The organism is Microbacterium sp. NPDC056003 (genome assembly GCF_042274785.1).
Lineage (GTDB): Bacteria > Actinomycetota > Actinomycetes > Actinomycetales > Microbacteriaceae > Microbacterium.
In genome coordinates this window covers 983,025-1,006,466 of record NZ_JBHJXQ010000001.1, presented here as the reverse complement: position 1 = coordinate 1,006,466, position 23,442 = coordinate 983,025, and the positions used below count along the sequence as shown (strand labels likewise).

The following is a 23,442-nucleotide window of genomic DNA, read 5'->3' as shown; positions in this document are numbered from 1 at the left end:
CGACAGGTGAGCCTCGGCCGCGGACGCCGCGGCTACGAGTCGCTCCGGACGAGCAGGTCGCCGATCTCGCAGTCGAGGGCCTGGCAGATGGCCGACAGCGTCGAGTAGCGGATCGCCCGGGCGCGGTCGTTCTTCAGGATCGACAGGTTCACGACCGAGACGCCCACCAGCTCGGACAGGCGCGTGAGGGTCATGCCGCGCTCCTCGAGCAGCTCGTCGAGCCGGCAGTGGACCCCGCTCGGGCCTTCGTCCTCGGCCGGGCTCATGCGAACCGCCGAGGCCGGCGCCGCACCTGGCCGGTGCCGCCCGCCATCACACCAGCGCCTCGGTGTCGTGCTGCAGGCGGGCGCCATGGCGGAAGATCGCGGCCAGCGCGCCGAGTGCGGCAGCTGCGCAGATCGGCCACCACGACACCGAGACGCGATAGATGCCCGTCGACACCACGTCGGCACCGTGCGCGGGGAAGATCTCGTTCGCGAGGATGGTGCGTCCCAGGCTGCCGAGCAGCTCGCCGCCGAGCCCTGCGACGAGCACCGTCACGGCTCCGATGAGCAGCCAGCGGCTCACCACGCGCGAGAACGGCACGCCTTTCAGCGCCCGGCCGCACGCGATGGCGAGCACGACGCCGGGAACCGCGATCGCGATCAGCGTGAGCACGTCGCCCGCCGCGAGCAGCATCCGCAGACCGGCGCCGACCCCGGCGACCGTGACGTCGACCCCCGACACGGTTCCGCACACGAGCGTCGGCGTGGTGGCCACAATCGGCTCGTCGACACCGCCGCACGACAGACCTGGCACGGTCACCGCGACCGGCAGGCCCGCGATCCAGACATCGCCGCCGAACCAACGCCAGGCCGACAACAGCATCGCGACGCCGGTGAACGCGACCCAGATCCGCGCCAGCGCGCCGGCTACCTCAATCACGACGGAGGAGCTTCGCCGTCGCCGGGCACCCCACGCCATGAAGCCGATGAACCCGGCGACGAGCAGCAGGCCCCCGGTGATCCAGAGAAGTGCGCCGGGCAGATCCGGCCAGCCGATGTTCACGAGGTCTCCTTCGCCGTGCCGGTCATCGAAGAGCGCGCCATCAGACCAGTGCCTCCGTGTCCTTCTGCATGCGGGTGCCGATCTGGAAGGCGGCCGCGACGAGCGCGAGCCCGAGCGCCCAGCCGATCGGTCCGAGGTCGAGCGTCAGCGTCCAGCCCGTCAGCCCCTCGTACGGACCGTCGCCCATGTCGCCGGCGGTGATGGCCCGCTCGCCGAGGAATCCGACCACCGACGCCCTTGCGAAGCTGCCGAAGACCTGCGATCCGAGTCCGCCGACGAGCACCGCGATCGCGGTGATGCCGATCACGTGCGGCAGCGAGCGCACGAACGGGCGTCCGCGCAGCAGGCCGATCGCGAGCCACGCCACGGCAACGCCGATCGCGAGGGCGGCGAGGAGCGGCAGCGCGTACTCGAGGTAGAGCAGCCAGCGCGTCTCGCCGGGGAGCCCGGTGACCTCCAGCCAGGCCGACTCGTACCCCGCACCGACGATCGCATCCGACTTCTCCGCGAACGACGGCACGGCGGCGTTGGCAAGGGGGAAGCCGTCGATGCGCAGAGGGTCGACGGTGAAGACCTGGATGCCCGCGAGCACGAGCATGATCGCGCTCCCGGCGGCGACGAGCATCGCGCCGGCGCCGACCACGGCGACCATCCATTCCTCGAGCCTCGAGAGCCCGCCGGGCTCGGCGGCACGCCGCGTGCGCACCATCAGGATCACGAAGATCGTGCCGACGAGTATCGGCAGCCCGACCCACAGTGCAAGGAATCCCGACCCCATGCCGGCACCTCCATATCGATAGTCGTTATTATCGAAAAACGATAAACCGAGCGGATGCCGCGGCGCAAGCATCCGGTGCACTATGCCCCTGGCGAACACGGGCTCACCTGATCCCCCCTCTCGTTACCCTCGATGTAAGGCGCCGAGGGCTCGACAGACCCTCCCTGCCCCGAAGGAGTGAACGATGTTCGAGAGATTCACCGACCGTGCCCGTCGTGTGGTCGTCCTCGCCCAGGAAGAGGCGAAGATGCTCAACCACAACTACATCGGCACCGAGCACATCCTGCTCGGGCTGATCCACGAGGGCGAGGGGGTCGCAGCCAAGGCGCTGGAGTCCCTCGGCATCTCGCTCGACGCCGTGCGCGAGCAGGTCCAGGACATCATCGGCCAGGGCCAGCAGCAGCCGACCGGGCACATCCCCTTCACCCCGCGTGCCAAGAAGGTGCTCGAGCTCTCCCTGCGCGAAGCGCTGCAGCTCGGCCACAACTACATCGGCACCGAGCACATCCTCCTCGGCCTGATCCGCGAGGGCGAGGGCGTCGCCGCCCAGGTGCTGGTCAAGCTCGGCGCCGACCTCAACAAGGTGCGCCAGCAGGTCATCCAGCTGCTCTCGGGCTACCAGGGCAAGGAGCCGGCCGCCGTCTCCGGCGCCGCGCACGACAACCCGCAGTCCGCCCAGGGCGGCTCGCAGGTGCTCGATCAGTTCGGCCGCAACCTCACGCAGGCCGCGCGCGACAACAAGCTCGACCCCGTGATCGGGCGCGAGAAGGAGATCGAGCGCGTCATGCAGATCCTGTCGCGCCGCTCCAAGAACAACCCCGTCCTCATCGGCGAGCCCGGCGTCGGCAAGACCGCCGTCGTCGAGGGCCTCGCGCAGGCGATCGTCAAGAACGACGTGCCCGAGACGCTGAAGGACAAGCAGCTCTACTCGCTCGACCTGGGCTCGCTCATCGCCGGGTCGCGCTACCGCGGAGACTTCGAGGAGCGCCTCAAGAAGGTAACGAAGGAGATCCGCACGCGCGGCGACATCATCGTCTTCATCGATGAGATCCACACGCTGGTGGGTGCCGGTGCCGCCGAGGGTGCGATCGACGCCGCCTCGATCCTCAAGCCGCTCCTCGCCCGCGGCGAGCTGCAGACGATCGGTGCGACGACGCTCGACGAGTACCGCAAGCACTTCGAGAAGGATGCCGCGCTGGAGCGCCGCTTCCAGCCGATCCAGGTCGCCGAGCCGAGCCTGCCCCACGCGATCAACATCCTGAAGGGGCTGCGCGACCGCTACGAGGCGCACCACAAGGTGCAGATCACCGACGGCGCCATCGTCGCCGCGGCGAACCTCGCCGACCGCTACATCTCCGACCGCTTCCTGCCCGACAAGGCGATCGACCTGATCGACGAGGCCGGCGCCCGCCTGCGCCTGTCGATCCTCTCGAGCCCGCCCGAGCTGCGCGAGTTCGACGAGAAGATCGCCAAGGTGCGCGAGCAGAAGGAAGTCGCCTCCGAGGAGCAGGACTTCGAGAAGGCCGCGTCGCTGCGCGACGAGGAGAAGTCGCTCCTCGCCGAGCGCCTGCGCCTCGAGAAGCAGTGGCGCTCGGGCGACGTCGCGTCGCACGCGGTCGTCGACGAGGGCCTGATCGCGGAGGTGCTCGCTCAGGCGACCGGCATCCCGGTGTTCAAGCTCACCGAGGAGGAGTCGAGCCGCCTCGTCTTCATGGAGAAGGCGCTGCACCAGCGCGTCATCGGCCAGGAAGAGGCGATCGCCGCACTGTCGAAGACGATCCGCCGCCAGCGCGCCGGCCTCAAGGACCCGAAGCGCCCGTCGGGCTCGTTCATCTTCGCCGGCCCCACGGGCGTCGGAAAGACCGAGCTTGCCAAGGCTCTCGCCGAGTTCCTGTTCGACGACGAGGCCGCGCTGATCTCGCTCGACATGTCGGAGTTCGGTGAGAAGCACACCGTCTCGCGGCTGTTCGGTGCCCCTCCCGGGTTCGTCGGCTTCGAAGAGGGCGGCCAGCTCACCGAGAAGGTGCGCCGCAAGCCGTTCTCGGTCGTGCTCTTCGACGAGATCGAGAAGGCGCACCCCGACATCTTCAACTCGCTCCTGCAGATCCTCGAAGAGGGTCGCCTGACCGACGGTCAGGGCCGCGTCATCGACTTCAAGAACACGGTCATCATCATGACCACCAACCTGGGCTCGTCGGCGATCGCCGGCGGACCGGTCGGGTTCCAGGTCGAGGGCAACACCGGCACGACCTACGAGCGGATGAAGGGCAAGGTCAACGAAGAGCTCAAGCGCAACTTCAAGCCCGAGTTCCTCAACCGCGTCGACGACATCATCGTCTTCCCGCAGCTCGACAAGGACGAGCTGCGCCAGATCGTGGGTCTGTTCACCAAGCGCCTCGGCGAGCGTCTGCTCGACCGCGACATGACGGTGGAGCTGACGGATGCCGCGAAGGACAAGCTCATCGACATCGGCTTCGACCCGGCGCTCGGCGCCCGTCCGCTGCGTCGTGCGATGCAGCGCGAGGTCGAGGACCGACTGTCGGAGAAGATCCTGCACGGCGAGCTCGACCCGGGCGACCACGTGAAGGTCGACGCCGTCGACGGCGAGTTCGTCTTCGAGCACGGCCCGCGCGGCGAGAAGGTCGCGGTGGGTGTCGTCCACAACGGCGAGATCACGGCCACGCCTGACCTGGCGGCCAACAACTGATCCAGCCGGATTGAACAGAGCGAGGGGAGTGGATGCCGCGGCATCCACTCCCCTCGTCGTTTCACGCGGCGGCACCCGCGACGTCGCGCGCCACTGTCAGGAGACACACCGCGGTGGCGTCCCTCGAAACAGACCCGATCCCGGCGAGTCTCCTGACACCGGCACGACAGGTGCCCGCATCCGCCTTCGTCAGCATGGGGGTCCGCGCTCTACGCTGGAGGGATGAGCGAGATCACGGTGCGGCCCGCGCGCACGCGCGACGTGCGTGGCATCCAGGCGATGCTGGAGCCGTTCGTGCAGCGCCGCATCCTGCTCGGCAAGGACCTCGTCGTGCTCTACGAGGCGACGCAGCAGTTCCTGGTCGCCGAGGACGGCGAGGGCAACCTCATCGGCTGCGGCGCGCTGCACGTGATGTGGGAGGACCTCGGCGAGATCCGCACGCTCATCGTCGTGGACGAGTGGCTCCACCACGGTGTCGGCCGCGCGCTCGTCGAAGGGCTCGAGGGGCAGGCCCGCACGCTCGGGCTCACGCGCCTGTTCTGCCTCACCTTCGAGGTGGACTTCTTCACGCGGCGCGGCTTCTCGCCGATCGGCGAGCAGATCGTCGACCCCGACGTCTACTCGCAGCTCATCCGCTCTCCGGATGAGGGCGTCGCCGAGTTCCTCGACCTCGCGCACGTGAAGCCCAACACGCTCGGCAACACGAGGATGATCAAGAACCTCTGAGCGGATGCCGCGACCGGCGGCAACGCGAGCGTGACGCGGTCAGCGAACCCGGGGCGGCGGGCGTGCCGACGCGGGTAGCCGGACGCCTCCGCCTACCCTGGTCTCATGACCGGCGAGACTCCCCGCAGACGGCACTCCCCGGCGGTGTACCGCCGCCGCCGGATCGTCCTGCTCATCGGGGTGCTGCTGGTCGCCGCCCTCATCTGGCTGCTCGTCGCCCAGCCGTGGCGGAGCACCGCATCGGAAGGCGCCGAGCCGCAGACCGAGAAGACCCAGGACGCGGCGGGATCGCTGCCCGTGCCGACCGCGGGGGCAACGCCCGGCGTCACCCCGACGGGAGAGGCCCCCGCCGTCGACGCGACGCCGAAGCCGACACCGTCGGGCACGCCCGCCGCTCAGCCCTGCGTCGGAAGCGACATCACGGTCGAGGCGGTGACGAGCCAGGAGTCCTACTCGAACGACCAGGTGCCGTCGTTCTCGATCCGGCTCACCAACGACGGCGACGCCGACTGCACGCTCAACGTCGGCACGAGCGGTCAGGTCTTCACCGTGACCAGCGGCAGCGACACCTGGTGGCGGTCGACGGACTGCCAGAGCGAGCCCAGCGACATGGTCGTGCTTCTGACGGCAGGGCAGACCGTCTCGAGCGCCTCGCCGCTCACGTGGGACCGCACGCGCTCCGCAGTCGGCACGTGCGACGACGAGACGCGGCCGCGTGCTCCCGGTGGCGGCGCATCGTACCACCTCGCTGTCGAGATCGGCGGGGTCGCCTCGACCGAGACGACCCAGTTTCTGCTGTACTGACGGCCTGCTTGGAAGCCGGTGGCCGCGGCTCCACGGCGGCAGCATGGGCGGTCGGTACATACATGCGCATGAAAGGGTGTAGACGCGACGCTCTCGACGCTCTACATTTTGATCACTGGCACCCATCACGACTGTCCCCACAGTCCGCGGATCGCGTTCCCCAGGCGCACATCGCACAGGTGGCCAGTTGAGGAGACGCCCCCCTCGAGGTGGATAGGCAGAGCCTGTGGATCTGCACCTCGAGGGGGGCGTCTCTCTGCGTCCGAACTCCCCAGTTCTGGAACGCCCCAGCGCACGATGACCAGGCTCGCGAGCGAGGGAGTCGAGACATCGGCGTGCTTAATGTAAACCCAGCAGACGACGCCCACAACCTGTTTCGTGAGCACGTCCGCGCGGTTCACAGCCGACGCCCAGGCTGAGACACCGGCCCTGCGGCGCGGCGCCACACGTATGAGGCGCGTGCGGCCGGCGGGAGGGCAGGAAAAGGCCCCCGGGGTTGGGGACTCCCGGGGGCCTGCCATCGTCCTGCGGTTCGGGCACACCCCAAGGCGCGCGATGCTCGACGATGGAAGAGAAAGTGCTGGGGACACTGTTCTCGGAGGTGCTGGGGACACCTCGTGTACAAGGTTATGCGGATTGGCACTACCTTGTATGTCCCCATTTCGGTGGACAAATGTGAGATTCTCATGAGAGTTTCATTCGACTTGTCCCCCAGATGGGGGACATCGCAGAGTAGTGAGGGCTACCCTTGGCGTCAGCTCCCGTATTCCGGCTCGACGCTGTCCCCCACAGCGAACTCGTAACCCCAGCGAGGAGATCGAACGGCCGGTGAGCAGTGGGCCCTCTCGAGCCGCCGTGGGAACGGCGCGAGAGGGCCGCTCAATGCCCGGGTGCCGCACGCACCCGTGCCCGCACGCCGCACGCACCCGAGCCCGGACGCCGCACACATCCGTGCGCGGACGCCGCACGCTCAGCTCGTCGACACAAGCAGCGGGGTCGGAGCGTCCCCCCGGACCACTCCGACCCCGCGCATCCCCCTGCTAAGGCTTGTCGCTGCCGAACACCTCGGCCTCCATGGCGTCGTAGCCCTCGGCCTGTGGGTCGCCGTGCGTTCCGCCGGAGAGCGCGTACTCCTCCTCGGGCGAGAGCACCAGGCGGTGCCGGAAGAACAGTGCGAAGCCGGCGAGGATGACGACGTACACGATGAAGATCGCGATGATCGCCGGTACGAAGGTCGGGTTCAGCAGGAATCCCACGAAGATGAGTGCCGCGATGACTGCCGCGATCACGGCGCCGGGCACGCCCCACGGGCTGCGGTACGGACGGTTCGCATTCGGGAACTTCCGGCGCAGGATGATGAACGAGATCATCTGCAGCAGGTAGGCGAGCACTGCGCCCCAGACCGCGATGTTGAGCACGATCGCACCCGCGACGGCGCCGGCGCCTTCGTTCACCGCCGCCACGGTGTCGAGCACGCCCAGAGCGATGAAGCCGATGACCGCGCCGACCGCGAGCGCCACCCAGGGCGTCTGGCGCTTGCCCGTCAGCGAGAGGAAGCGCGGGTAGTAGCCGGCGCGCGACAGCGAGTACATGTTGCGGCCGTAGGCGAACATGATGCCCTGGAGCGAGGCGAGCAGGCCGACGAGGGCGAAGAGCGCGAGCACGGCAGCCAGGCCGTCGCCGACGATCGCGCGGAAGCCATCGAGCAGCGGCTCGGCCGCCTTTCCGGTCGCGTCTGCGCCGATCACCCCGGTGTTGAGGAAGAGCACGAGCAGGCCGGTAACGATGAGCGTCCCGCGGGCCCAGAAGCCTGCGCGGGGGATGTCGCGCACTGGGTTGTGCGACTCCTCGGCGGCGAGGGGCAACTCCTCGATTCCGAGGAAGAACCACATCGCGAACGGAAGTGCGAAGAGGATCGGCAGCACGCCGTGCGGGAGGAACTCGGTCTGTCCGGGGTCCGGCACGATGTCCCACAGGTTCGCCCACTGGAACGCGCCGGAGAAGATCGCCATCGCGGAGAAGACCAGGATGATGCCGATCGAGATGATCGACACGACGATGGCGAACTTGAACGAGATGTTCGCGCCGGCGGCGTTGAGGCCGATGAACACCAGATAGAGCACGACCCACCACACCCACGCGGGCAGCGAGACACCGAGGAGCTCGGACGTGATGGCGTCGGCGTACGACGCCGAGAAGTAGACGATGACGGCCGTCGTCGCGACGTACTCGATCGTCTCGGCCGCCCCGGTGACGAGACCGCCCCACGGGCCCATCGCCGATCGGGCGAACGAGTACGCGCCGCCCGTATGAGGCATGGCCGAGGCCATCTCGCCGATCGAGAAGATCATGCCGTAGTACATGGCGACCAGGATCACGAAGGCGATCAGCATGCCCCCGAAGCCGGCGAACGCGATGCCGAAGTTCCAGCCGGAGAAGTCACCGGAGATGACGGCGGCGACGGCGAGACCCCAGAGGCCCCAGACGCCCGCGGCTCGTTTCAGCGTCCGCTTCTGGAAGTAGTCCTGACCAGCCCGCGTATAGGTCGCGCCGGCGACCTTCGCGGGACCATCGCTCGACTGAGACATCGATCCTCCGTGCTCTCGGGTGGGACGCGGCGGCGTCTTTGCGCATGATTGTGATACCTATTGGCGGGTTGTGTCTACCTTTGCAGCGAGATTCGTCGTTACAGTGGACCGGATCCGACAAGGCTCGTACGTTCCCAATGGTCGGATCCGGAAGGATGGACGTATGCCGGGCAACCTCAGCGTCGACGAACTGGACGCCGCCATCGCGGCCGGTGAGATCGACACGGTGATCGTCGCCTTCGCCGATGCGCAGGGCCGCCTGGTCGGCAAACGCGTCTCGGCCCGCCTCTTCCAGGAAGAGGTGCTCCTTCATGGTGCCGAGGCCTGCAACTACCTGCTGTCGGTCGACGTCGACATGAACACCGTCGACGGGTACGCGATGTCGAGCTGGGAGACGGGATACGGCGACATGATGCTGCTCAGCGACACCGACACGCTCCGCCGCGTTCCGTGGGTGCCGGGGAGCGCGCTGGTCATCGCCGATCTCGGCTGGGAGAACGGCGACCCCGTCGTGCAGTCGCCCCGGGCGATCCTCAGACGGCAGCGCGAGCGGCTCGCCGACCGGGGCCTCGTCGCCTACTCGGGCACCGAGCTCGAGTTCATCGTGTTCGACGATTCGTATCGGGATGCCTGGGCCAAGGGCTACCGCGACCTCACCCCCTCGACCGACTACAACGTCGACTACGACCTGCTCGCGTCAGGGCGTCTCGAGCCGCTGCTGCGCGACATCCGCCTCAGCATGGACGGCGCCGGGCTGTACACCGAGGGCGTGAAGGGCGAGTGCAACCTCGGTCAGCAGGAGATCGCATTCCGCTACGCCGAGGTGCTCGAGACCGCCGACCAGCACACGATCTACAAGAACGGCGCGAAATCGATCGCCGACGCGCACGGCAAGTCGATCACGTTCATGGCCAAGTTCAACGAGCGCGAGGGCAGCAGCTGCCACGTCCACCTGTCGCTGCGTTCCGAAGACGGGACGCCGGTGATGGCGGGCGACCGCCCGCACGGCTTCAGCCCGCTCATGGAGCACTGGATCGCCGGCATCCTCGCCACGCTCCGCGAGTTCACGCTGCTGTACGCGCCCACGATCAACTCGTACAAGCGGTTCGCCCCGGGCTCGTTCGCTCCGACCGGCATCGCGTGGGGCGTCGACAACCGCACGTGCGCGCTGCGCGTGGTCGGCCACGGCCCATCGCTGCGGGTGGAGAACCGCGTGCCCGGCGGCGACGTGAATCCGTACCTGGCGATCTCGGCGATCATCGCCGGCGGGCTGCACGGCGTGGAGCACGAGCTGCCGCTGCCCGACCCGCTCACCGGCAACGCCTACGCGGCCGGCGTCGAGCACCTGCCGACCACGCTGCGCGAGGCCGCGCGGCTCTTCGACGAGTCTGCGATCGCCCGAGCGGCCTTCGGTGACGACATGGTCGACCACTACCTGAACCAGGCGCGCATCGAGGTCGAGGCCTACGACGCCGCCGTGACCGATTGGGAGAGGGTGCGTGGATTTGAGCGCCTCTGACGCTGCGGCTGTCGTGCGGAGGCCGGTCATCGGCCTCACCACCTACCTCGAGCGTGCGAAGCAGGGGGTGTGGGACGTGCGTGCCGCGTTCCTGCCGCAGCAGTACTTCGACGCGGTCACCGCGTCGGGCGGCATCGCGGTTCTGCTTCCCCCTCAGCCGGGTCCGGATGCCGCAGCCGCCGCGGTCCTCGATGGACTCGACGGCCTCATCCTGACCGGCGGGCTGGACGTGCAGCCCGAGCTGTACGGCGCGGAGCGGCATCCGCTCACGGATCCCGGGCGACCCGACCGTGACGAGTGGGAGCTCGCACTGTTCCGCGGCGCCGAGGAGCGGCGCATGCCGGTGCTCGCGATCTGCCGCGGGCTGCAGCTTGTGAACGTCGCCCGCGGCGGCACGCTGCACCAGCACCTGCCCGACGCGCTCGGCACCGAGCGCTACCGCATCGGCGGCGGCGTCTTCGCGACGAACGAGGTGACGGTCGACGACGGCTCCCGGCTGGCCGCGCTGGTCGGTGCCGGCACAGTCGACGTGCACAGCTACCACCATCAGGGCGTGGATCGGGTGGGTGCGGGTCTGGTCGTGACGGCGCGCACGGACGACGGCCTGGTTCAGGCCGTCGAGTCGGACGACGACCAGTACCTCGTGGGAGTGCAGTGGCATCCCGAGGAGAACCTCGAAGACCGCCGCCTCTTCGCCGGGCTCGTGGCCGAGGCATCCGCCTACCGCGCCGCTTCTCAGGGGGTCTCCGCATGAGCGCCGCGTTCACCGTCATCAACCCGGCGACGGCGCAGCCGATCCGCGAGATCGGGCGTGCGAGCGTCGACGAGGTCGATGACGCCATCGCCCGGGCAGTCCGTGCGCAGCGGGCGTGGGCGGGTCGTGCGCCTGTCGCCCGGGCCGACGCGCTGCGCGCGTTCGCCCGTGCGGTCGAGGACCACGTCGAGGAGCTCGCGCAGCTCGAGGTGCTCAACTCGGGGCATCCGATCGGATCCGCCCGCTGGGAGGCGTCGCACGTCGCCCAGGTGCTCAACTTCTACGCGGGCGCGCCCGAGCGGCTCAGCGGTCAGCAGATCCCGGTCGCCGGGGGACTCGACGTGACCTTCCACGAGCCGTACGGCGTGGTCGGCATCATCGTGCCGTGGAACTTCCCGATGACGATCGCGTCGTGGGGCTTCGCACCCGCGCTCGCCGCGGGCAACGCCGTCGTGCTCAAGCCCGCCGAGCTCACGCCGCTCACCGCGCTGCGGCTGGGTGAGCTTGCGCTCGAGGCAGGGCTGCCCGCGGGGCTTTTCACGGTCGTGACGGGCTCGGGCTCGGTCGTCGGCCAGCGGTTCGTGTCGCACCCCGACGTGCGCAAGGTGGTGTTCACCGGCTCGACGGAGGTCGGGACGGATGTCGCGGCCGGCTGCGCCCGCAACCTCAAGCCCGTCACGCTCGAGCTCGGCGGCAAGAGCGCCAACATCGTGTTCGACGACGCCGATCTCGAGCTCGCTGCGGCGTCGGCTCCCGGTGCGGTGTTCGACAACGCGGGACAGGACTGCTGCGCGCGCAGCCGCATCCTGGTCCAGCGCTCGGTGTACGACCGGTTCCTCGAACTTCTCGAGCCGGCGGTGCGCGGCTGGCAGGTCGGCGATCCGACGCTCGAGTCGACCCAGATGGGGCCGCTGATCTCGGCCTCGCACCGGTCGACGGTCGCGTCGTTCCTGGACGGTGCGGACGTCGCCTTCCGCGGCTCGGCTCCGGAGGGCGACGGGTTCTGGTTCGCGCCGCATGTCGTGCTGGCCTCGCCGCAGGACCGCCTCGCACAGGAAGAGGTGTTCGGGCCGGTGGTCGCCGTGCTGCCGTTCGACGACGAGGCCGACGGCATCCGCCTCGCCAACGACACGATCTACGGGCTGGCGGGCTCGATCTGGACCGAGAACCTCGGCCGCGCCGTGCGTGTCTCGCGCGCCGTGAAGAGCGGCGTGCTGTCGGTCAACTCCCACTCCTCGGTGCGCTACTGGACCCCGTTCGGCGGCATGAAGGCCTCGGGACTCGGTCGCGAGCTCGGTCCCGACGCCGCCGAGCACTTCACCGAGACCAAGAACGTCTTCTTCGCGACGGATGCCCAGTGAGCGTCATCCGTCCATCGATCCACCCGGAGGAACAATGACCATCGACCTCACCCAGCGCCTCAAGGACCGGGTCGCGATCATCACCGGCGGCGCGTCCGGGATCGGGCTCGCGACGGCGCGCCGCTTCGCCGCCGAGGGTGCGAAGGTCGTCATCGCCGACCTCGACCCGACGTCGGGCCAGGCCGCGGCGGCCGAGGTCGGAGGCGTGTACCGGCACGTGAACGTGGCGGACGAGGCATCCGTCAACGAGCTCTTCGACGGGGTCGCATCCGACTTCGGCCGGCTCGACATCGCGTTCAACAACGCCGGGATCTCGCCCGCCGACGACGACTCGATCGAGACGACCGAGCTGCCGGCGTGGGACCGCGTGCAGGACGTCAACCTCAAGAGCGTGTACCTGTGCTCGCGCGCGGCGCTGCGGCACATGGTCCCGGCGGGCAAGGGCTCGATCATCAACACGGCGTCGTTCGTCGCGCTGCTCGGGTCGGCGACCTCGCAGATCTCCTACACGGCCTCGAAGGGCGGTGTGCTCGCGATGACCCGCGAGCTCGGCGTGCAGTTCGCGCGACAGGGCGTGCGCGTGAACGCGCTGTGCCCGGGTCCGGTGAACACGCCGCTGCTGCGGGAGCTCTTCGCGAAGGATCCCGAGCGCGCGCAGCGCCGGCTCGTGCACGTGCCCATGGGCCGCTTCGCCGAGCCCGAGGAGCTCGCGGCGTCGGTCGCGTTCCTCGCCTCGGACGACGCGTCGTTCATCACGGCCACGGCCTTCGTCGTCGACGGCGGCATCACCAACGCCTACGTCACCCCGCTGTAACCATGAACGTGTGCACAGTGTCGGCAAGTCGGCCCGCATCCCGAACTGACGGGGACCCCCCGGGCGGTTCGCGCCGGGATCGCCGACGTTGTGCTGGCTGCGAGGATGCGCGATGACCGAGACGCCGATGCGCGAGGTGCGCCGGGCCGTGTACCGGCCGGTGCGTGAGGGGAATGCCCTCGAAGACACCGTCGCGCGCCTGGTGCAGACGATCCGGCTCGGGGTCGTGGCGCCGGGAGAGTCCCTCCCGGCCGAGCGCGAGCTGGCGACGCTGTACGCGGTGAGCCGCGACACCGTGCGCGAGGCCATCCGCGAGCTCGCCGACACCGGATACCTCGTGCGCCGGCGCGGCCGCTACGGCGGCACGTTCGTGGCCGACCCGCTGCCTCAGCCGCCGCATCCCGGACAGGTCGATCCCGCCGAGCTCGACGACGTGCTCGGGCTGCGGCGCGTGCTCGAAGCGGGAGCGGCGCGGGCCGCGGCATCCCGTTCCCTCCGCCCCGAGCAGCGGGACGAGCTGTGGGCGCGCTACGAGGCGGTGTCAGCGGCGTCCGCCACCGACTACCGCCGCCTCGACACTCTGCTGCACCTGGTGATCGCCGAGGTCGCGGGCATCCCGTCACTCGTCGCGCTCGCGGCCGAGAACCGGGCGCAGGTGAACGCGTGGCTCGACACGTTCCCGCTGCTGCCGCGCAACATCGAGCACGCGAACGCCCAGCACGAGCACATCGTCACCGCGATTCTGGCCGGGCGAGCGGATGCCGCGGAGGCCGCGGTGCTCGACCACCTGGCCGGCACCGAGGCCCTGCTTCGCGGCTTCCTCGCCTGACCGGGCGTGGCGGCGGGCCGTCCTGGGTCGTGGTGCTCGCCTGTCGCATTAGGTCGGGCGCGGCGGCACTTCGTGACAGGTGAGCAGGTGTGGCGGCGGGCGGTCCTGGGTCGTGGTGCTCGCCTGTCGCATTAGGTCGGGTGTGGCGGCATTTCGTGACAGGTGAGCAGGGGTGGCGGCGGGGCGGACGGTCCTGGGTCTGGGTGCTCGCCTGTCGCATTAGGTCGGGTGTGGCGGCATTTCGTGACAGGTGAGCAGGCGTGGCGGCGGGCCGTCCTGGGTCTGGGTGCTCGCCTGTCGCGTTGGGTCGGGTCTGGCGGCACTTCGTGACGGGTGAGCGGCGTGGGGGCCGCGCGAGGGGGCGTCTACGCTGGACGGATGGCCGGCAAGAAGCGCGCGAAGAAGAAGGAACCCCTCGAGTTCCGCAACACGCAGCTGAGCGACGCGCTGCAGACGCAGGACATGGCGGCCGTCGCGTTCGCGCTGCGGCACGGGCCCACCGTCGTGCCGCTCATGCGTCCCGGTCAGCGTGACAACCCGCTCGACGTCGGCGAGGTCTGGACCTACCGCGACCCGCGCACCGGCGACATCGCCCTGCTGCTCTTCAGCGACGCGGCCCACAAACCCGAGACCCTTCCGCCGGGCGTCGCCCTGCAGTCCCCGGCGTGGCTGCGGGCCTTCCTCGGCACGCACGAGGAGGAGATCACGACGGTCTTCTTCGACATCGCGGGCCCCCACCCGCTGCAGGCGACGCCGGCCGATCTGATCGCCGCGCTCGACGCCTGATCGCCTCGGCCCGGCATCGCGGGATCTCCTCGCGTCGCGCGCCCGAGCATCCTCGGTGCGCTGACGCTACGCTCGGGCCATGTTCCGAGTGGTGGGATGCCTCGTGCTCGCGGTCGTCAGCGCCGCAGTGCTCAGCGCGTGCACGTCCGCCGCGGACATCCCCGATTCCGGGCCCCTCCCCGTCCACCCCCGACCGGAAGCCGGGATGGACGCCCTCCTCGAGGGCGTCCTGCGCACCGACGACGGCTGCGTGCGGGTCGAGCACGAGGGCGGTACCGCGGTGCCGACGTTCCCGGCGGGCGACGCTTCATGGTCGGGCAACACGCTGACCTGGCGCGGCGACGACTACACCGACGGCGATGCGATCGCCCTCGGCGGTGGCTTCATGGGCACGGCGTCGGCTCCGTCGGCAGACGGCTACATGCCGGAGGCCTGCGTCGGGCTCGAGGTCTTCGTGGTGTCTCCGTACTGACCCGCGCTCAGAACTCCGGAACGTCGCCCCCGCGCGCCGGCCCCACGCGCGCCCGAACGTCGTTGAGTGCGCCGCGGAGGGTGCCCGACCGGTTGTCGATCACGTCGGTGTAGCCGAGCCGCGCGGCCTCGGACCGCCGCTGCACCGCCTGGGTCACCGGGCGCACCTCGCCGGCGAGACTGAGTTCGCCCACGGCGGCGAGCGTCTTGGGCGACGACTCGTTGTTCACGGCGCCCGCGACGGCGACGGCGATCGCGAGGTCGGCCGCCGGTTCGGTGAACCGCACGCCGCCGACGGTCGAGACGTAGACGTCCTTGTCGCTGGTCTTGATGCCGCCCCGCTTCTCGAGCACCGCCAGCACCATCGCGACGCGCGCCGCGTCGACGCCGTTCACGATGCGGCGGGGGTTGGGGCTCGTCGCGGTGATCGTCAGGGCCTGCACCTCGACGGGCATGGCGCGCTTGCCTTCGAGCGCGATCGCCACGCACGTGCCGGGCTCGGGAGAGCCGTGGCCGAGGAACAGTGCGCTCGGATCGGGGACCTCGGCGATGCCGGCGCCGGTCATGTCGAAGCATCCGACCTCGTCTGTCGGCCCGAAGCGGTTCTTGAGCGCCCGCACGAACCTCAGCGACGTCTGCCGGTCGCCCTCGAAGTGGCAGACCACATCGACCAGGTGCTCGAGGATGCGCGGGCCCGCGATCGTGCCGTCCTTGGTCACGTGCCCGACGATGATCACGGGCAGTCCGCGCTCCTTCGCCACGCGGATGAGGGTCGAGGCCACCTCGCGCACCTGCGACGGGTGCCCGGCCATGCCTTCGGACAGCGACGACGCGACGGTCTGCACGGAGTCGACGATCAGCAGCTCGGGGCGCACCTCGTCGACGTGCCCGAGGATCGTCGCGAGGTCGGTCTCACTCGCGAGATAGAGCTCGTCGTGCAGCGCGCCGGTGCGCTCGGCGCGCAGGCGCACCTGCGCGGTGGACTCCTCGGCAGAGGCGTACAGCACGCGCCGCCCCGCCTTGGCGGACTGCGCCGCCACCTCGAGCAGCAGCGTCGACTTGCCGACGCCCGGCTCGCCCGACAGCAGGATCGCGGCGCCCGGCACGACTCCACCGCCGAGCACGCGGTCGAACTCGCCGACGCCGCTCGTGCGCCGGGGCGCGTCGGTCGTGTCGATCCGCGTGATGGGCTGCGCCGCCCGGCCGGCGCCGGGAGCCACCGGTGTGATCGATCGGAGCAGACCCGTGGGTTCGGATGCCTCGACCACGGTGCCCCACTGCTGGCATTCGCCGCAGCGGCCGACCCACTTGATCGTCGTCCAGCCGCACTCGGTGCAGCGATACGGCGCGGTCTGCGTGGGTCGTCGGGTGGCGGCCATGGCCTCAGCGTACGGCGGGGTCGCGACATCGCCCCCAGGCGCGGCGTAGGGTGACCGCATGCGGGTGGATGCGGCATCCCGGTTCATCGCGGCGGAGCCCGACGACGTCTTCCGCGCGTTCGTCGACCCGTCCGCGATGCTCGCGTGGCTGCCGCCCGACGGCATGACCGGACGCTTCGAGCGCTTCGACGCCCAGGCGGGCTACCGCATGGTGCTGACCTACGACGAACCGCCGGCGCAGGGCGGGAAGGCGACGGCGGAGTCGGATGTCGCGGACGTGCGCCGCATCGCCGTCGAGGCCGGCGAGCGCATCGTCGAGGAGGTCGACTTCGCGTCCGACGATCCGGCGTTCGCCGGCACCATGACGATGACGTGGACGTTCACCGAAGGCGACGGCGGGACGTATGTCGTCGTCGAGGCGAGGGGGGTGCCGCGCGGGATCGACCCCGGTGACCACGTCGTCGGCCTCGAGTCGTCGCTGAGCAACTTGGCGCGGGTCGTGGAGGACGGCCGCGGCATCCGCTGATCTTCGCGAAGCCGCGCGCGGGTCACCCCTCCCGCGTCGTGAACGCCGCGTCGAGCGCGGCCATCGCTGCCGCCGCTTCTCGAGCCGGCGATGCAGTCGCGCTGCGCGTGCTCGACGGTCGCCGCGTCGAGCGGCACGCTGTCGACGCGGGTGACGCCGTGGTGCTCGTGGATGTGCGCCTCGAGCTCGCGGCCGGACTCCCACGTGGCCGGCCGTCACGGGTCAGCTTCGCAGCGAGTCGGCCACCTCGCGCAGCGCTTCGGCGGACCGGTGGAAGAGGTCGAGCTCGTGCGAGGCGAACTGGGTCTCGCGCACCGGGTGTGCGCCGGTCGCGCTCACGACCGACGGCACCGAGAGGGCGACGCCGTCGACGCCGTGGAAGTCGCGCAGCACGGCCGACACCGGCATCACGGCGTGCTCGTCGTGGAGGATGGCCTCGATGATGCGCGCGCTCGACAGTCCGATCGCGTAGTTCGTCGCACCCTTGCCCTGGATGACCTTGTAGGCGGCGTCGCGCACGTCGACGGCGATCTGATCGAGCTCGGCCGCGCTCATGCGGTCACCCGTCGGCGTGACCCAGTCGAGGATCGGCACGGTGCCGATGGTCGCCCGCGACCACAGCGGGAACTCGGTGTCGCCGTGCTCGCCCACGATGTAGGCGTGCACGCTGCCGGTCGAGACGCCCGCGCGCTCGGCGAGCTTCCAGCGCAGGCGCGACGTGTCGAGCACCGTCCCCGACGCGAAGATGCGCTCGGGCGGCAGTCCGGTCGCCTCCTGCGCGAGCACCGTGAGCACGTCGCACGGGTTCGTGACGATGACGTAGATCGCCTCGGGCGCCGCCTCGAGCAGCTGCGGCATCATCTTCTTCATGATCCCGGCGTTGACGCCCGCGAGCTCGATGCGGGTCTGGCCGGGGTTCTGCTTCGCGCCCGCCGTGATGACGACGACGTGGGAGCCCTCGACGACCGAGAGGTCGCTGCCGCCGATGATGTCGCTCGAACCCGTGAACTGCGTGCCGTGGGCCAGATCGAGCACCTCGGCCTCGACCTTCTCGGTCGCGATGTCGTAGAGCGCCACGTGCCGCGCCGACCCGCGGATCAGCGCGGCGTACGCCGTGCTCGATCCGACGCTTCCGGCGCCGACGATGGTGACTTTCGAGTTCTCGATGACGGCCATGCCGCCAGTCTTGCAGTGAGCGGATGCCGCGGGCCAGGCGCGCGCCGTGACAATCACCCTGTTCGGGGTAGGCGGGGGTCCCGTGCCCGGTCGTACGATGACTCGCACCGGGCCGAACGGCCCGTTCCGTCGTGGGGTTCGGAGGCAGGATGTGCCGCTGGCTGGCCTACACCGGAGAGCCGCTGCAGCCCTCCACGCTCGTCCTCGACGCGCAGCACTCGGTCGTGGCGATGTCGCTCAACTCGCCCCTCGGCGCCGAGACCGTGAACGGCGACGGGTTCGGGTTGGGCTGGTATCCCGCGGATGCCGCGCTGCCGCGGCATCCTGCTGTCTTCCGCAGCATCGAGCCGGCGTGGCATGACCAGAACCTGCGCGAGATCAGCCGGGCCGTGCGCAGCCCGCTGTTCTTCGCGCACGTGCGGGCGGCCGCCGGCCCTCCCATCCAGCAGACGAACTGCCATCCGTTCCGGTTCGACCGGTGGCTGTTCATGCACAACGGCGGGATCGCGCAGTTCGGGCTGATCCGGCGCGACCTGATGCTGGCGGTGGACCCGTCGCTGTACCCGCACATCCAGGGCACGACCGACTCGGAGGTGCTGTTCTACCTCGCCCTGACGTACGGGCTCGCCGACGATCCCATCGCGGCCGTCGGCGCCGCGATCCGTCGTGTCGAGGAGGTGGGGCGCGCGGCCGGCGTGCAGTTCCCGATGCAGGGCACGCTCGCGGTGTCGGACGGCGAGACGCTGTGGGCGTTCCGTTACTCGTCGCAGGGCCGGTCGCGCACACTCTTCCACTCCGCGGATGTGCCGACGCTGCGGACGATGTATCCGGATGCCTCGCGCCTGGATGCCTTCGGCGATCACGCGCAGGTCGTGGTGTCGGAGCCGCTGAACGACCTGCCCGGGGTGTTCCTCGAGGTGCCTGAGTCGACCGTCGCGGTGCTCGACTCGTACGGGTTTCGTCACGCGGCGTTCTTGGGCGCCTGATCCTCGTCTGCGGGAGCCTCGGGATTGCGGATGCCCGCCCACGACACCAGGCCGCCGGCCACCATCATGGCTGCGGTCACGATGGCCGCACGGTGGAAGCCCTCGAGATCGAGCTGTCCGCCCACGATCGTGGCGAGCATGGCGATCGTGACCAGCCCGGCCACGCGGGCGACGGCGTTGTTCACCGCCGAGGCGATGCCGGAGCGCTCGGTGTCGATCGCGCCGAGGATCGCCGAGGTGAGCGGCGCGACGGTGAGCGCCAGGCCGAGCCCCATGAGGATCATGCTCGGCAGCACCTGCCACCAGTAGCTGAACGCGTGCGACACCGTGAGCAGCAGCAGCGCGCCCGCGCCCATCGTGATCGGGCCGACCGTCATGAACAGCCGCGGACCCCATGTGCCGGCGAGGGCGCCGACGCGCGAGCTGAGCAGGATGAGCAGGATCGTGACGGGAAGACTCGCGAGCCCGGCGAGCGTCGCGGGCAGCCCGGGGCCTTGCTGGAGATAGACCACGACGACGAAGCCGTTCAGCGCGAGCGCCCCGTAGATGAAGGTGGTCGCGACATTGCCGGTCCAGAAGTTGCGCACCCGGAACAGATCGAGGGGGAGGATCGGATGCCGCGCGAAGCGCTGCCGGATGATGAACGTCGCGAACAGCCCGGCGCCGACGACGAGCGGCAGCCAGATCGCGGGTGACGTCCAGCCCAGCCGTGGCTGCTCGATGAGGGCGAACACCATCAGGCCGAGGCCGATGGTGCACAGGGCGGCGCTGAGCCAGTCGATCGCGGCATCCGCTCGTCTGGTGTCTTTCACTCCTGCGCGGGACAGCAGCCACAGCGTGATCGCGATGGGGACCACGTTGATGAGGAAGACGAGGCGCCAGGACAGGAAGTCGACGAAGAGGCCGCCGAGGACGGGGCCGGCGATCATCGCGGTGGTGGTCATGGCCGTCCAGATGCCGATCGCCCGGCCCTGCGCCGCGCCGCGGAAGGTCGACGTGATGAGCGCGAGCGAGCTCGGCACGAGGAACGCGCCGGCGGCGCCTTGCAGCGCCCGCGAGATGATGAGGAACTCGGCGGTCGGCGCGATGGCGATCGCCACGCTGGTGATGCCGAAGCCGATCAAGCCGATGCGCATGACGAACGCCCGGCCGTAGGCGTCTGCGACCGAGCCTGCCACGAGGATGAGCGCGCCGAGCGTGATGAGGTAGGCGTCGACCACCCACTGCTGCGTCGTGAGGCCGCCGCCGAGCTCGTCGCTGATCGCCGGGAGCGCGACGTTGACCACTGTGCCGTCCAGGAACGCGACGAATGACGCCAGCACTGCGATGGCGAGGATCGTGCGTTCGCGGCCGGTCATGGTCTGGGGCATGCGGCCAACCTATCCCCGGGGGCCGACGCTTCGGGCGGTTGCGCGGATGTGCGTCGATTGGCGGCTTCGCGTCGCGTGACGTAAACTCTTCGGCGGTGACGTGTCCGAGCGGCCGAAGGTGCAACTCTCGAAAAGTTGTGTAGGGTAACCCCCTACCGTGGGTTCAAATCCCACCGTCACCGCCACGTCGAAGCCCCGCGAACCCTTGGAAACACTGGGATCGCGGGGCTCTTCTCTTCTCACGTTTCGCCCCGTGAGAACAGATTGAGAACAATCGTTGCTGATCTCGTTCTCAGAGGCCGATGCCTGGCGCCGTCGGGGGCAGCGGGTACGGCGCTTGTGTGGCGGCGTGAATCGATCGGTTTCGCGCCTGGCTGAGGGCGGTTGCGACTGCATCTAGGTCGTCGTCGAACAGGTCGGCGTAGGTATCGAGGGTCATCGCGGCCGAGGCGTGGCCGAGCATGCGTTGGACGGCCTTGACGTTTGCGCCGGCGCTGATCGCGAGGCTTGCTGCTGTGTGGCGGAGGTCGTGGGGCGTGACGCGTGGAAAGGTCGGATCGTCTCGTTGAGCACGCTTCACAGCCTTGGCGAACCAGCCGTCCCGCGAGTTGGGAAGGCGGAGGTAATCTGTCCCGTCGCCAAAGAGGAGGTTCATCGAGTCCTTTCCGGCGAGCAGAGGTCGGATGACGGGATCGAGGAACTCGGGGTATCGCACCGCCCGGCTGGCGTGCGTTTTCGGTGATCCGACGTGCATCTGGCCGTTCACGAGTACTGCGTTCTCGTAGACGGTGACGCGCCGTCGATTGAGGTCGACGTCGCGCACGCGCAGACCGGTGGCTTCGCCCCAGCGCAGGCCCGTGTAGGCGAGGAAGTAGATCACTTCCGGATAGCGCGCGTGCTGAGCCAGTTCGGAGACCTGCCGATGAGTCAGGTACACGCGCGGCTTTGGTCGCTTCTTGGGGAGCTTCACACCTCGAGCAGGATTGTCTGCCAGTCTTCTGTCCCGAACGGCGATGTCGAGGATCGCGGCGAGGATGCCGAAGCAACGAATAACCGTCGTTGCCCCGCGAGTGCTAGTGAGTTCGGTCACCCCGCTTTTTTGTGCGTATCGACGCCCGCGACCAACTCGGACCCTGGCGACAGCGGGTTGGTGGGCGGCGGGTCGAGTGTCATGCTCGTCATTGACGGGAAGGTTCAGATCCCACCGTCACCGCCACGTCGAAGCCCGAAGAACCCCTGTAAACACTGGGATCGCGGGGGTTTCGTCATGCCCTTCACGCCCTTCTCACATCCAGACCCGGCGTCTAACGGGCGGTTGGGTAGAACGGCTGACCCACCTCCGTATTAGCACTCTCATGGGTAGAGTGCTAACCGGGTGAAAGGAGTGGTCGGCATGCAGCTCAGCGGGAAGTTCTGGCGATTCTGGAGCGCGGCTGTCGCGGTGAACCTCGGCGACGGCATCCGACTCGCGGCGTTCCCGCTCGTCGCGGCATCGCTCACGGACGATGCTTTCGTCGTTGCAGCGGTGGCAGCTGCGACGACGCTGCCGTGGCTGCTGACCGGCCCCATCGCCGGAGCGTGGGCTGACCGATACAGCGCGCGGGCGCTCCTCGCGAGTGCGGACGCGCTGCGGCTCGGTGTGCTCGCGATGCTGATCGTGCTGATTCTGGCGGACGCGGTTACCCCGACGATCCTCGGGGGAAGCGCATTTCTCATCGGTGTGGGTGAGGCAGTCCGCGACATCACGGCGCAGACGGTTGTGCCTCGGCTCGTGCCCACCTCGCTGATCGAGCGTGCCAACGGTCGGCTGGCGGCCGGAGAGATCGTGGCCAATGAGTTCATCGGCCCCCTCGCAGGCGGACTGCTGTTCGCGGTGGGCGCCGCGATTCCGTTCGTCGCCAACAGCGCCGTTCTAATCTTCGCGATCCTCCTGGTTCTCGGTCTGCCTGCTCTCGCTCTGCGGGTCACCCCGTCCCCACCGAACGACGGCTCGCGAGGGCGCCTCTCGGTCGGTCTGCGGTGGGTCGCTCGCCATGCAGTGCTTCGCTCGCTCGTGGTGGTCGGCGCGCTGGTTGCTCTGGCGGACAGTGCGTGGTTCGCCGTGTTCGTCGTCTATGTGCAGGATCGACTCGATCTCGGTGCGACGGCATTCGGAGGCCTGCTGGCGGTCGGGGCAGCCGGAGGACTGAGTGGGTCATTGTTGGCAGACCGAATGATCGGTCAGGCTCGGCATCGCATGGTGATCCTGGGCGGGATCGCCGCTGCGGTCATCAGTCCCGCTCTCCTCCTGATCGCGCCGTCCGTGTGGCTCGCGGCGGCGGTCGTGCTGATCACCAGTGCCGGGTTCGGGGTCTTCAATGTCGCGGCGATCTCGCTCCGACACCGGCTGACACCTCCGGACCTTCTCGGCCGTGTCGTCGCCGTGTCCCGCACCGCAATCATCGGCGCGGCCGCATTCGGCGCTCTGGCGGGCGGAGTGGCCGCCACCGCTTTCGGGCTGGACGCACCTCTCGTCCTCGCCGCAGTCCTCGGGGTTGTCGCCTTCATGGCATGGCTCGCGACCTCGCCGCCCCATCGAGCATTCGGTGACGGCACGCCAGCAGTGTGAAGGGTACCGACTCGTCTCGGTGGCGTTCTACGGCGGCCTGCCGGACCTGCTGGTCTCCGCTGCCATAGGCGTGCGACGGACCCGGTGGACGTCTCCATCGCGCTGTGGGTCGATCGGTGTTGGCCCACAGTAGGCACGCGAGCAACCGGCCGCCGCAACGACGCCACACAAGCAGCATCCGGGCCTTTCTTGACGTCGCGCGTCGTGTGCTTA

At 69.4% G+C, this 23,442-nt stretch carries 21 protein-coding genes and 1 tRNA gene; 14 read left to right on the top strand and 8 right to left on the bottom strand.

Going from position 1 to position 23,442, the window contains the following annotated elements; genetic code table 11:
* Nucleotides 1-32 precede the first annotated feature (32 nt).
* From ACFC1W_RS04645 to ACFC1W_RS04635, 3 genes are read right to left on the bottom strand one after another with little or no spacing between them, the layout of a single operon-like run.
* Nucleotides 33-266, bottom strand: coding sequence for a helix-turn-helix domain-containing protein (locus ACFC1W_RS04645; protein ID WP_375989198.1), 234 nt, complete (start codon nucleotides 264-266; stop codon nucleotides 33-35).
* Nucleotides 267-312: 46 nt separating this feature from the next.
* Entirely contained in the window at nucleotides 313-1,047 is a 735-nt protein-coding gene (locus ACFC1W_RS04640) for a hypothetical protein (protein ID WP_375989195.1), read from the bottom strand.
* 40 nt (nucleotides 1,048-1,087) lie between these two features.
* Nucleotides 1,088-1,825, bottom strand: a complete 738-nt coding sequence (locus tag ACFC1W_RS04635; RefSeq protein WP_375989192.1) for a hypothetical protein — start codon at nucleotides 1,823-1,825, stop codon at nucleotides 1,088-1,090.
* A 184-nt stretch (nucleotides 1,826-2,009) separates the two neighbouring features.
* Here ACFC1W_RS04635 and ACFC1W_RS04630 point away from each other — a divergent pair, with 184 nt between their 5' ends.
* The 3 genes from ACFC1W_RS04630 (at nucleotide 2,010) to ACFC1W_RS04620 (ending at nucleotide 6,062) form a co-directional block, all read left to right on the top strand.
* On the top strand, nucleotides 2,010-4,532 hold the full coding sequence (locus ACFC1W_RS04630; RefSeq protein WP_375989189.1) for an ATP-dependent Clp protease ATP-binding subunit: 2,523 nt from the start codon (nucleotides 2,010-2,012) through the stop codon (nucleotides 4,530-4,532).
* Between the two features lie 222 nt (nucleotides 4,533-4,754).
* Entirely contained in the window at nucleotides 4,755-5,258 is a 504-nt protein-coding gene (locus tag ACFC1W_RS04625) for an amino-acid N-acetyltransferase (protein WP_375989186.1), read from the top strand.
* 105 nt (nucleotides 5,259-5,363) lie between these two features.
* Nucleotides 5,364-6,062, top strand: coding sequence for a hypothetical protein (locus tag ACFC1W_RS04620; protein WP_375989183.1), 699 nt, complete (start codon nucleotides 5,364-5,366; stop codon nucleotides 6,060-6,062).
* Between the two features lie 1,040 nt (nucleotides 6,063-7,102).
* Here ACFC1W_RS04620 and ACFC1W_RS04615 read toward each other — a convergent pair.
* The gene (locus ACFC1W_RS04615; RefSeq protein ID WP_375989180.1) at nucleotides 7,103-8,650 is read right to left on the bottom strand and encodes an amino acid permease; all 1,548 of its coding nucleotides are present in this window, start codon (nucleotides 8,648-8,650) and stop codon (nucleotides 7,103-7,105) included.
* 163 nt (nucleotides 8,651-8,813) lie between these two features.
* Between ACFC1W_RS04615 and ACFC1W_RS04610 the strand changes: the two genes are divergently transcribed.
* The 7 genes from ACFC1W_RS04610 (at nucleotide 8,814) to ACFC1W_RS04580 (ending at nucleotide 15,185) form a co-directional block, all read left to right on the top strand.
* Nucleotides 8,814-10,169: a glutamine synthetase family protein gene (locus tag ACFC1W_RS04610; RefSeq protein ID WP_375989177.1), complete on the top strand. Its 1,356-nt coding sequence runs from the start codon at nucleotides 8,814-8,816 to the stop codon at nucleotides 10,167-10,169.
* The gene (locus ACFC1W_RS04605) at nucleotides 10,156-10,923 is read left to right on the top strand and encodes a gamma-glutamyl-gamma-aminobutyrate hydrolase family protein (RefSeq protein WP_375989174.1); all 768 of its coding nucleotides are present in this window, start codon (nucleotides 10,156-10,158) and stop codon (nucleotides 10,921-10,923) included. Before ACFC1W_RS04610 ends, ACFC1W_RS04605 begins: the two co-directional genes overlap by 14 nt.
* Nucleotides 10,920-12,284: an aldehyde dehydrogenase family protein gene (locus ACFC1W_RS04600; RefSeq protein ID WP_375989171.1), complete on the top strand. Its 1,365-nt coding sequence runs from the start codon at nucleotides 10,920-10,922 to the stop codon at nucleotides 12,282-12,284. The genes ACFC1W_RS04605 and ACFC1W_RS04600 overlap by 4 nt, the downstream gene beginning before the upstream one ends.
* 34 nt (nucleotides 12,285-12,318) lie before the next feature.
* Nucleotides 12,319-13,098 carry a 3-oxoacyl-ACP reductase gene (locus tag ACFC1W_RS04595; protein WP_375989168.1) on the top strand — a complete coding sequence of 260 codons (780 nt, stop codon included), beginning with the start codon at nucleotides 12,319-12,321 and terminating at the stop codon, nucleotides 13,096-13,098.
* 112 nt (nucleotides 13,099-13,210) lie between these two features.
* Complete coding sequence (locus tag ACFC1W_RS04590; RefSeq protein WP_375989165.1) at nucleotides 13,211-13,927, top strand: FadR/GntR family transcriptional regulator; 717 nt, start codon at nucleotides 13,211-13,213, stop codon at nucleotides 13,925-13,927.
* Nucleotides 13,928-14,305: 378 nt separating this feature from the next.
* Nucleotides 14,306-14,713: a dehydrogenase gene (locus tag ACFC1W_RS04585; RefSeq protein ID WP_375989163.1), complete on the top strand. Its 408-nt coding sequence runs from the start codon at nucleotides 14,306-14,308 to the stop codon at nucleotides 14,711-14,713.
* 79 nt (nucleotides 14,714-14,792) lie between these two features.
* Entirely contained in the window at nucleotides 14,793-15,185 is a 393-nt protein-coding gene (locus ACFC1W_RS04580; protein ID WP_375989160.1) for a hypothetical protein, read from the top strand.
* Between the two features lie 7 nt (nucleotides 15,186-15,192).
* Here the strand turns inward: ACFC1W_RS04580 and radA are convergent, their stop codons facing one another.
* Nucleotides 15,193-16,563 (bottom strand): DNA repair protein RadA, encoded by a 1,371-nt coding sequence (radA, locus tag ACFC1W_RS04575; protein ID WP_375989157.1) that lies wholly within the window; start codon nucleotides 16,561-16,563, stop codon nucleotides 15,193-15,195.
* 58 nt (nucleotides 16,564-16,621) lie between these two features.
* On the opposite strand from radA, the gene ACFC1W_RS04570 reads away from it, so the two are divergent.
* Entirely contained in the window at nucleotides 16,622-17,089 is a 468-nt protein-coding gene (locus ACFC1W_RS04570; RefSeq protein WP_375989154.1) for an SRPBCC domain-containing protein, read from the top strand.
* A gap of 222 nt (nucleotides 17,090-17,311) precedes the next feature.
* Here the strand turns inward: ACFC1W_RS04570 and ACFC1W_RS04565 are convergent, their stop codons facing one another.
* Nucleotides 17,312-18,265 (bottom strand): L-lactate dehydrogenase, encoded by a 954-nt coding sequence (locus ACFC1W_RS04565; RefSeq protein WP_375989151.1) that lies wholly within the window; start codon nucleotides 18,263-18,265, stop codon nucleotides 17,312-17,314.
* Nucleotides 18,266-18,414: 149 nt separating this feature from the next.
* Between ACFC1W_RS04565 and ACFC1W_RS04560 the strand changes: the two genes are divergently transcribed.
* The gene (locus ACFC1W_RS04560; RefSeq protein WP_375989148.1) at nucleotides 18,415-19,251 is read left to right on the top strand and encodes a class II glutamine amidotransferase; all 837 of its coding nucleotides are present in this window, start codon (nucleotides 18,415-18,417) and stop codon (nucleotides 19,249-19,251) included.
* Here ACFC1W_RS04560 and ACFC1W_RS04555 read toward each other — a convergent pair.
* Nucleotides 19,227-20,621 carry an MFS transporter gene (locus ACFC1W_RS04555; RefSeq protein WP_375989146.1) on the bottom strand — a complete coding sequence of 465 codons (1,395 nt, stop codon included), beginning with the start codon at nucleotides 20,619-20,621 and terminating at the stop codon, nucleotides 19,227-19,229. The two genes, ACFC1W_RS04560 and ACFC1W_RS04555, sit on opposite strands and share 25 nt — an antisense overlap.
* 94 nt (nucleotides 20,622-20,715) lie before the next feature.
* Here ACFC1W_RS04555 and ACFC1W_RS04550 point away from each other — a divergent pair.
* A tRNA-Ser gene (locus ACFC1W_RS04550) sits at nucleotides 20,716-20,806 on the top strand.
* 107 nt (nucleotides 20,807-20,913) lie between these two features.
* On the opposite strand, the gene ACFC1W_RS04545 is transcribed toward ACFC1W_RS04550, so the two are convergent.
* Nucleotides 20,914-21,711: a tyrosine-type recombinase/integrase gene (locus ACFC1W_RS04545; protein WP_375989143.1), complete on the bottom strand. Its 798-nt coding sequence runs from the start codon at nucleotides 21,709-21,711 to the stop codon at nucleotides 20,914-20,916.
* Nucleotides 21,712-21,996: 285 nt separating this feature from the next.
* Between ACFC1W_RS04545 and ACFC1W_RS04540 the strand changes: the two genes are divergently transcribed.
* On the top strand, nucleotides 21,997-23,229 hold the full coding sequence (locus tag ACFC1W_RS04540) for an MFS transporter (RefSeq protein WP_375989141.1): 1,233 nt from the start codon (nucleotides 21,997-21,999) through the stop codon (nucleotides 23,227-23,229).
* Nucleotides 23,230-23,442: the final 213 nt, after the last annotated feature.

What these genes read in the sequence shown, in the direction of transcription:
- ACFC1W_RS04615 (WP_375989180.1), bottom strand. Translation starts at nt 8,650, where the DNA reads ATGTCTCAGTCGAGCGATGGTCCCGCGAAGGTCGCCGGCGCGACCTAT.
- ACFC1W_RS04590 (WP_375989165.1), top strand. Translation starts at nt 13,211, where the DNA reads ATGACCGAGACGCCGATGCGCGAGGTGCGCCGGGCCGTGTACCGGCCG.
- ACFC1W_RS04560 (WP_375989148.1), top strand. Translation starts at nt 18,415, where the DNA reads ATGTGCCGCTGGCTGGCCTACACCGGAGAGCCGCTGCAGCCCTCCACG.
- ACFC1W_RS04630 (WP_375989189.1), top strand. Translation starts at nt 2,010, where the DNA reads ATGTTCGAGAGATTCACCGACCGTGCCCGTCGTGTGGTCGTCCTCGCC.
- ACFC1W_RS04620 (WP_375989183.1), top strand. Translation starts at nt 5,364, where the DNA reads ATGACCGGCGAGACTCCCCGCAGACGGCACTCCCCGGCGGTGTACCGC.
- ACFC1W_RS04555 (WP_375989146.1), bottom strand. Translation starts at nt 20,621, where the DNA reads ATGCCCCAGACCATGACCGGCCGCGAACGCACGATCCTCGCCATCGCA.
- ACFC1W_RS04610 (WP_375989177.1), top strand. Translation starts at nt 8,814, where the DNA reads ATGCCGGGCAACCTCAGCGTCGACGAACTGGACGCCGCCATCGCGGCC.
- radA (WP_375989157.1), bottom strand. Translation starts at nt 16,563, where the DNA reads ATGGCCGCCACCCGACGACCCACGCAGACCGCGCCGTATCGCTGCACC.
- ACFC1W_RS04570 (WP_375989154.1), top strand. Translation starts at nt 16,622, where the DNA reads ATGCGGGTGGATGCGGCATCCCGGTTCATCGCGGCGGAGCCCGACGAC.
- ACFC1W_RS04600 (WP_375989171.1), top strand. Translation starts at nt 10,920, where the DNA reads ATGAGCGCCGCGTTCACCGTCATCAACCCGGCGACGGCGCAGCCGATC.
- ACFC1W_RS04635 (WP_375989192.1), bottom strand. Translation starts at nt 1,825, where the DNA reads ATGGGGTCGGGATTCCTTGCACTGTGGGTCGGGCTGCCGATACTCGTC.
- ACFC1W_RS04565 (WP_375989151.1), bottom strand. Translation starts at nt 18,265, where the DNA reads ATGGCCGTCATCGAGAACTCGAAAGTCACCATCGTCGGCGCCGGAAGC.
- ACFC1W_RS04585 (WP_375989163.1), top strand. Translation starts at nt 14,306, where the DNA reads ATGGCCGGCAAGAAGCGCGCGAAGAAGAAGGAACCCCTCGAGTTCCGC.
- ACFC1W_RS04625 (WP_375989186.1), top strand. Translation starts at nt 4,755, where the DNA reads ATGAGCGAGATCACGGTGCGGCCCGCGCGCACGCGCGACGTGCGTGGC.
- ACFC1W_RS04645 (WP_375989198.1), bottom strand. Translation starts at nt 266, where the DNA reads ATGAGCCCGGCCGAGGACGAAGGCCCGAGCGGGGTCCACTGCCGGCTC.
- ACFC1W_RS04595 (WP_375989168.1), top strand. Translation starts at nt 12,319, where the DNA reads ATGACCATCGACCTCACCCAGCGCCTCAAGGACCGGGTCGCGATCATC.
- ACFC1W_RS04580 (WP_375989160.1), top strand. Translation starts at nt 14,793, where the DNA reads ATGTTCCGAGTGGTGGGATGCCTCGTGCTCGCGGTCGTCAGCGCCGCA.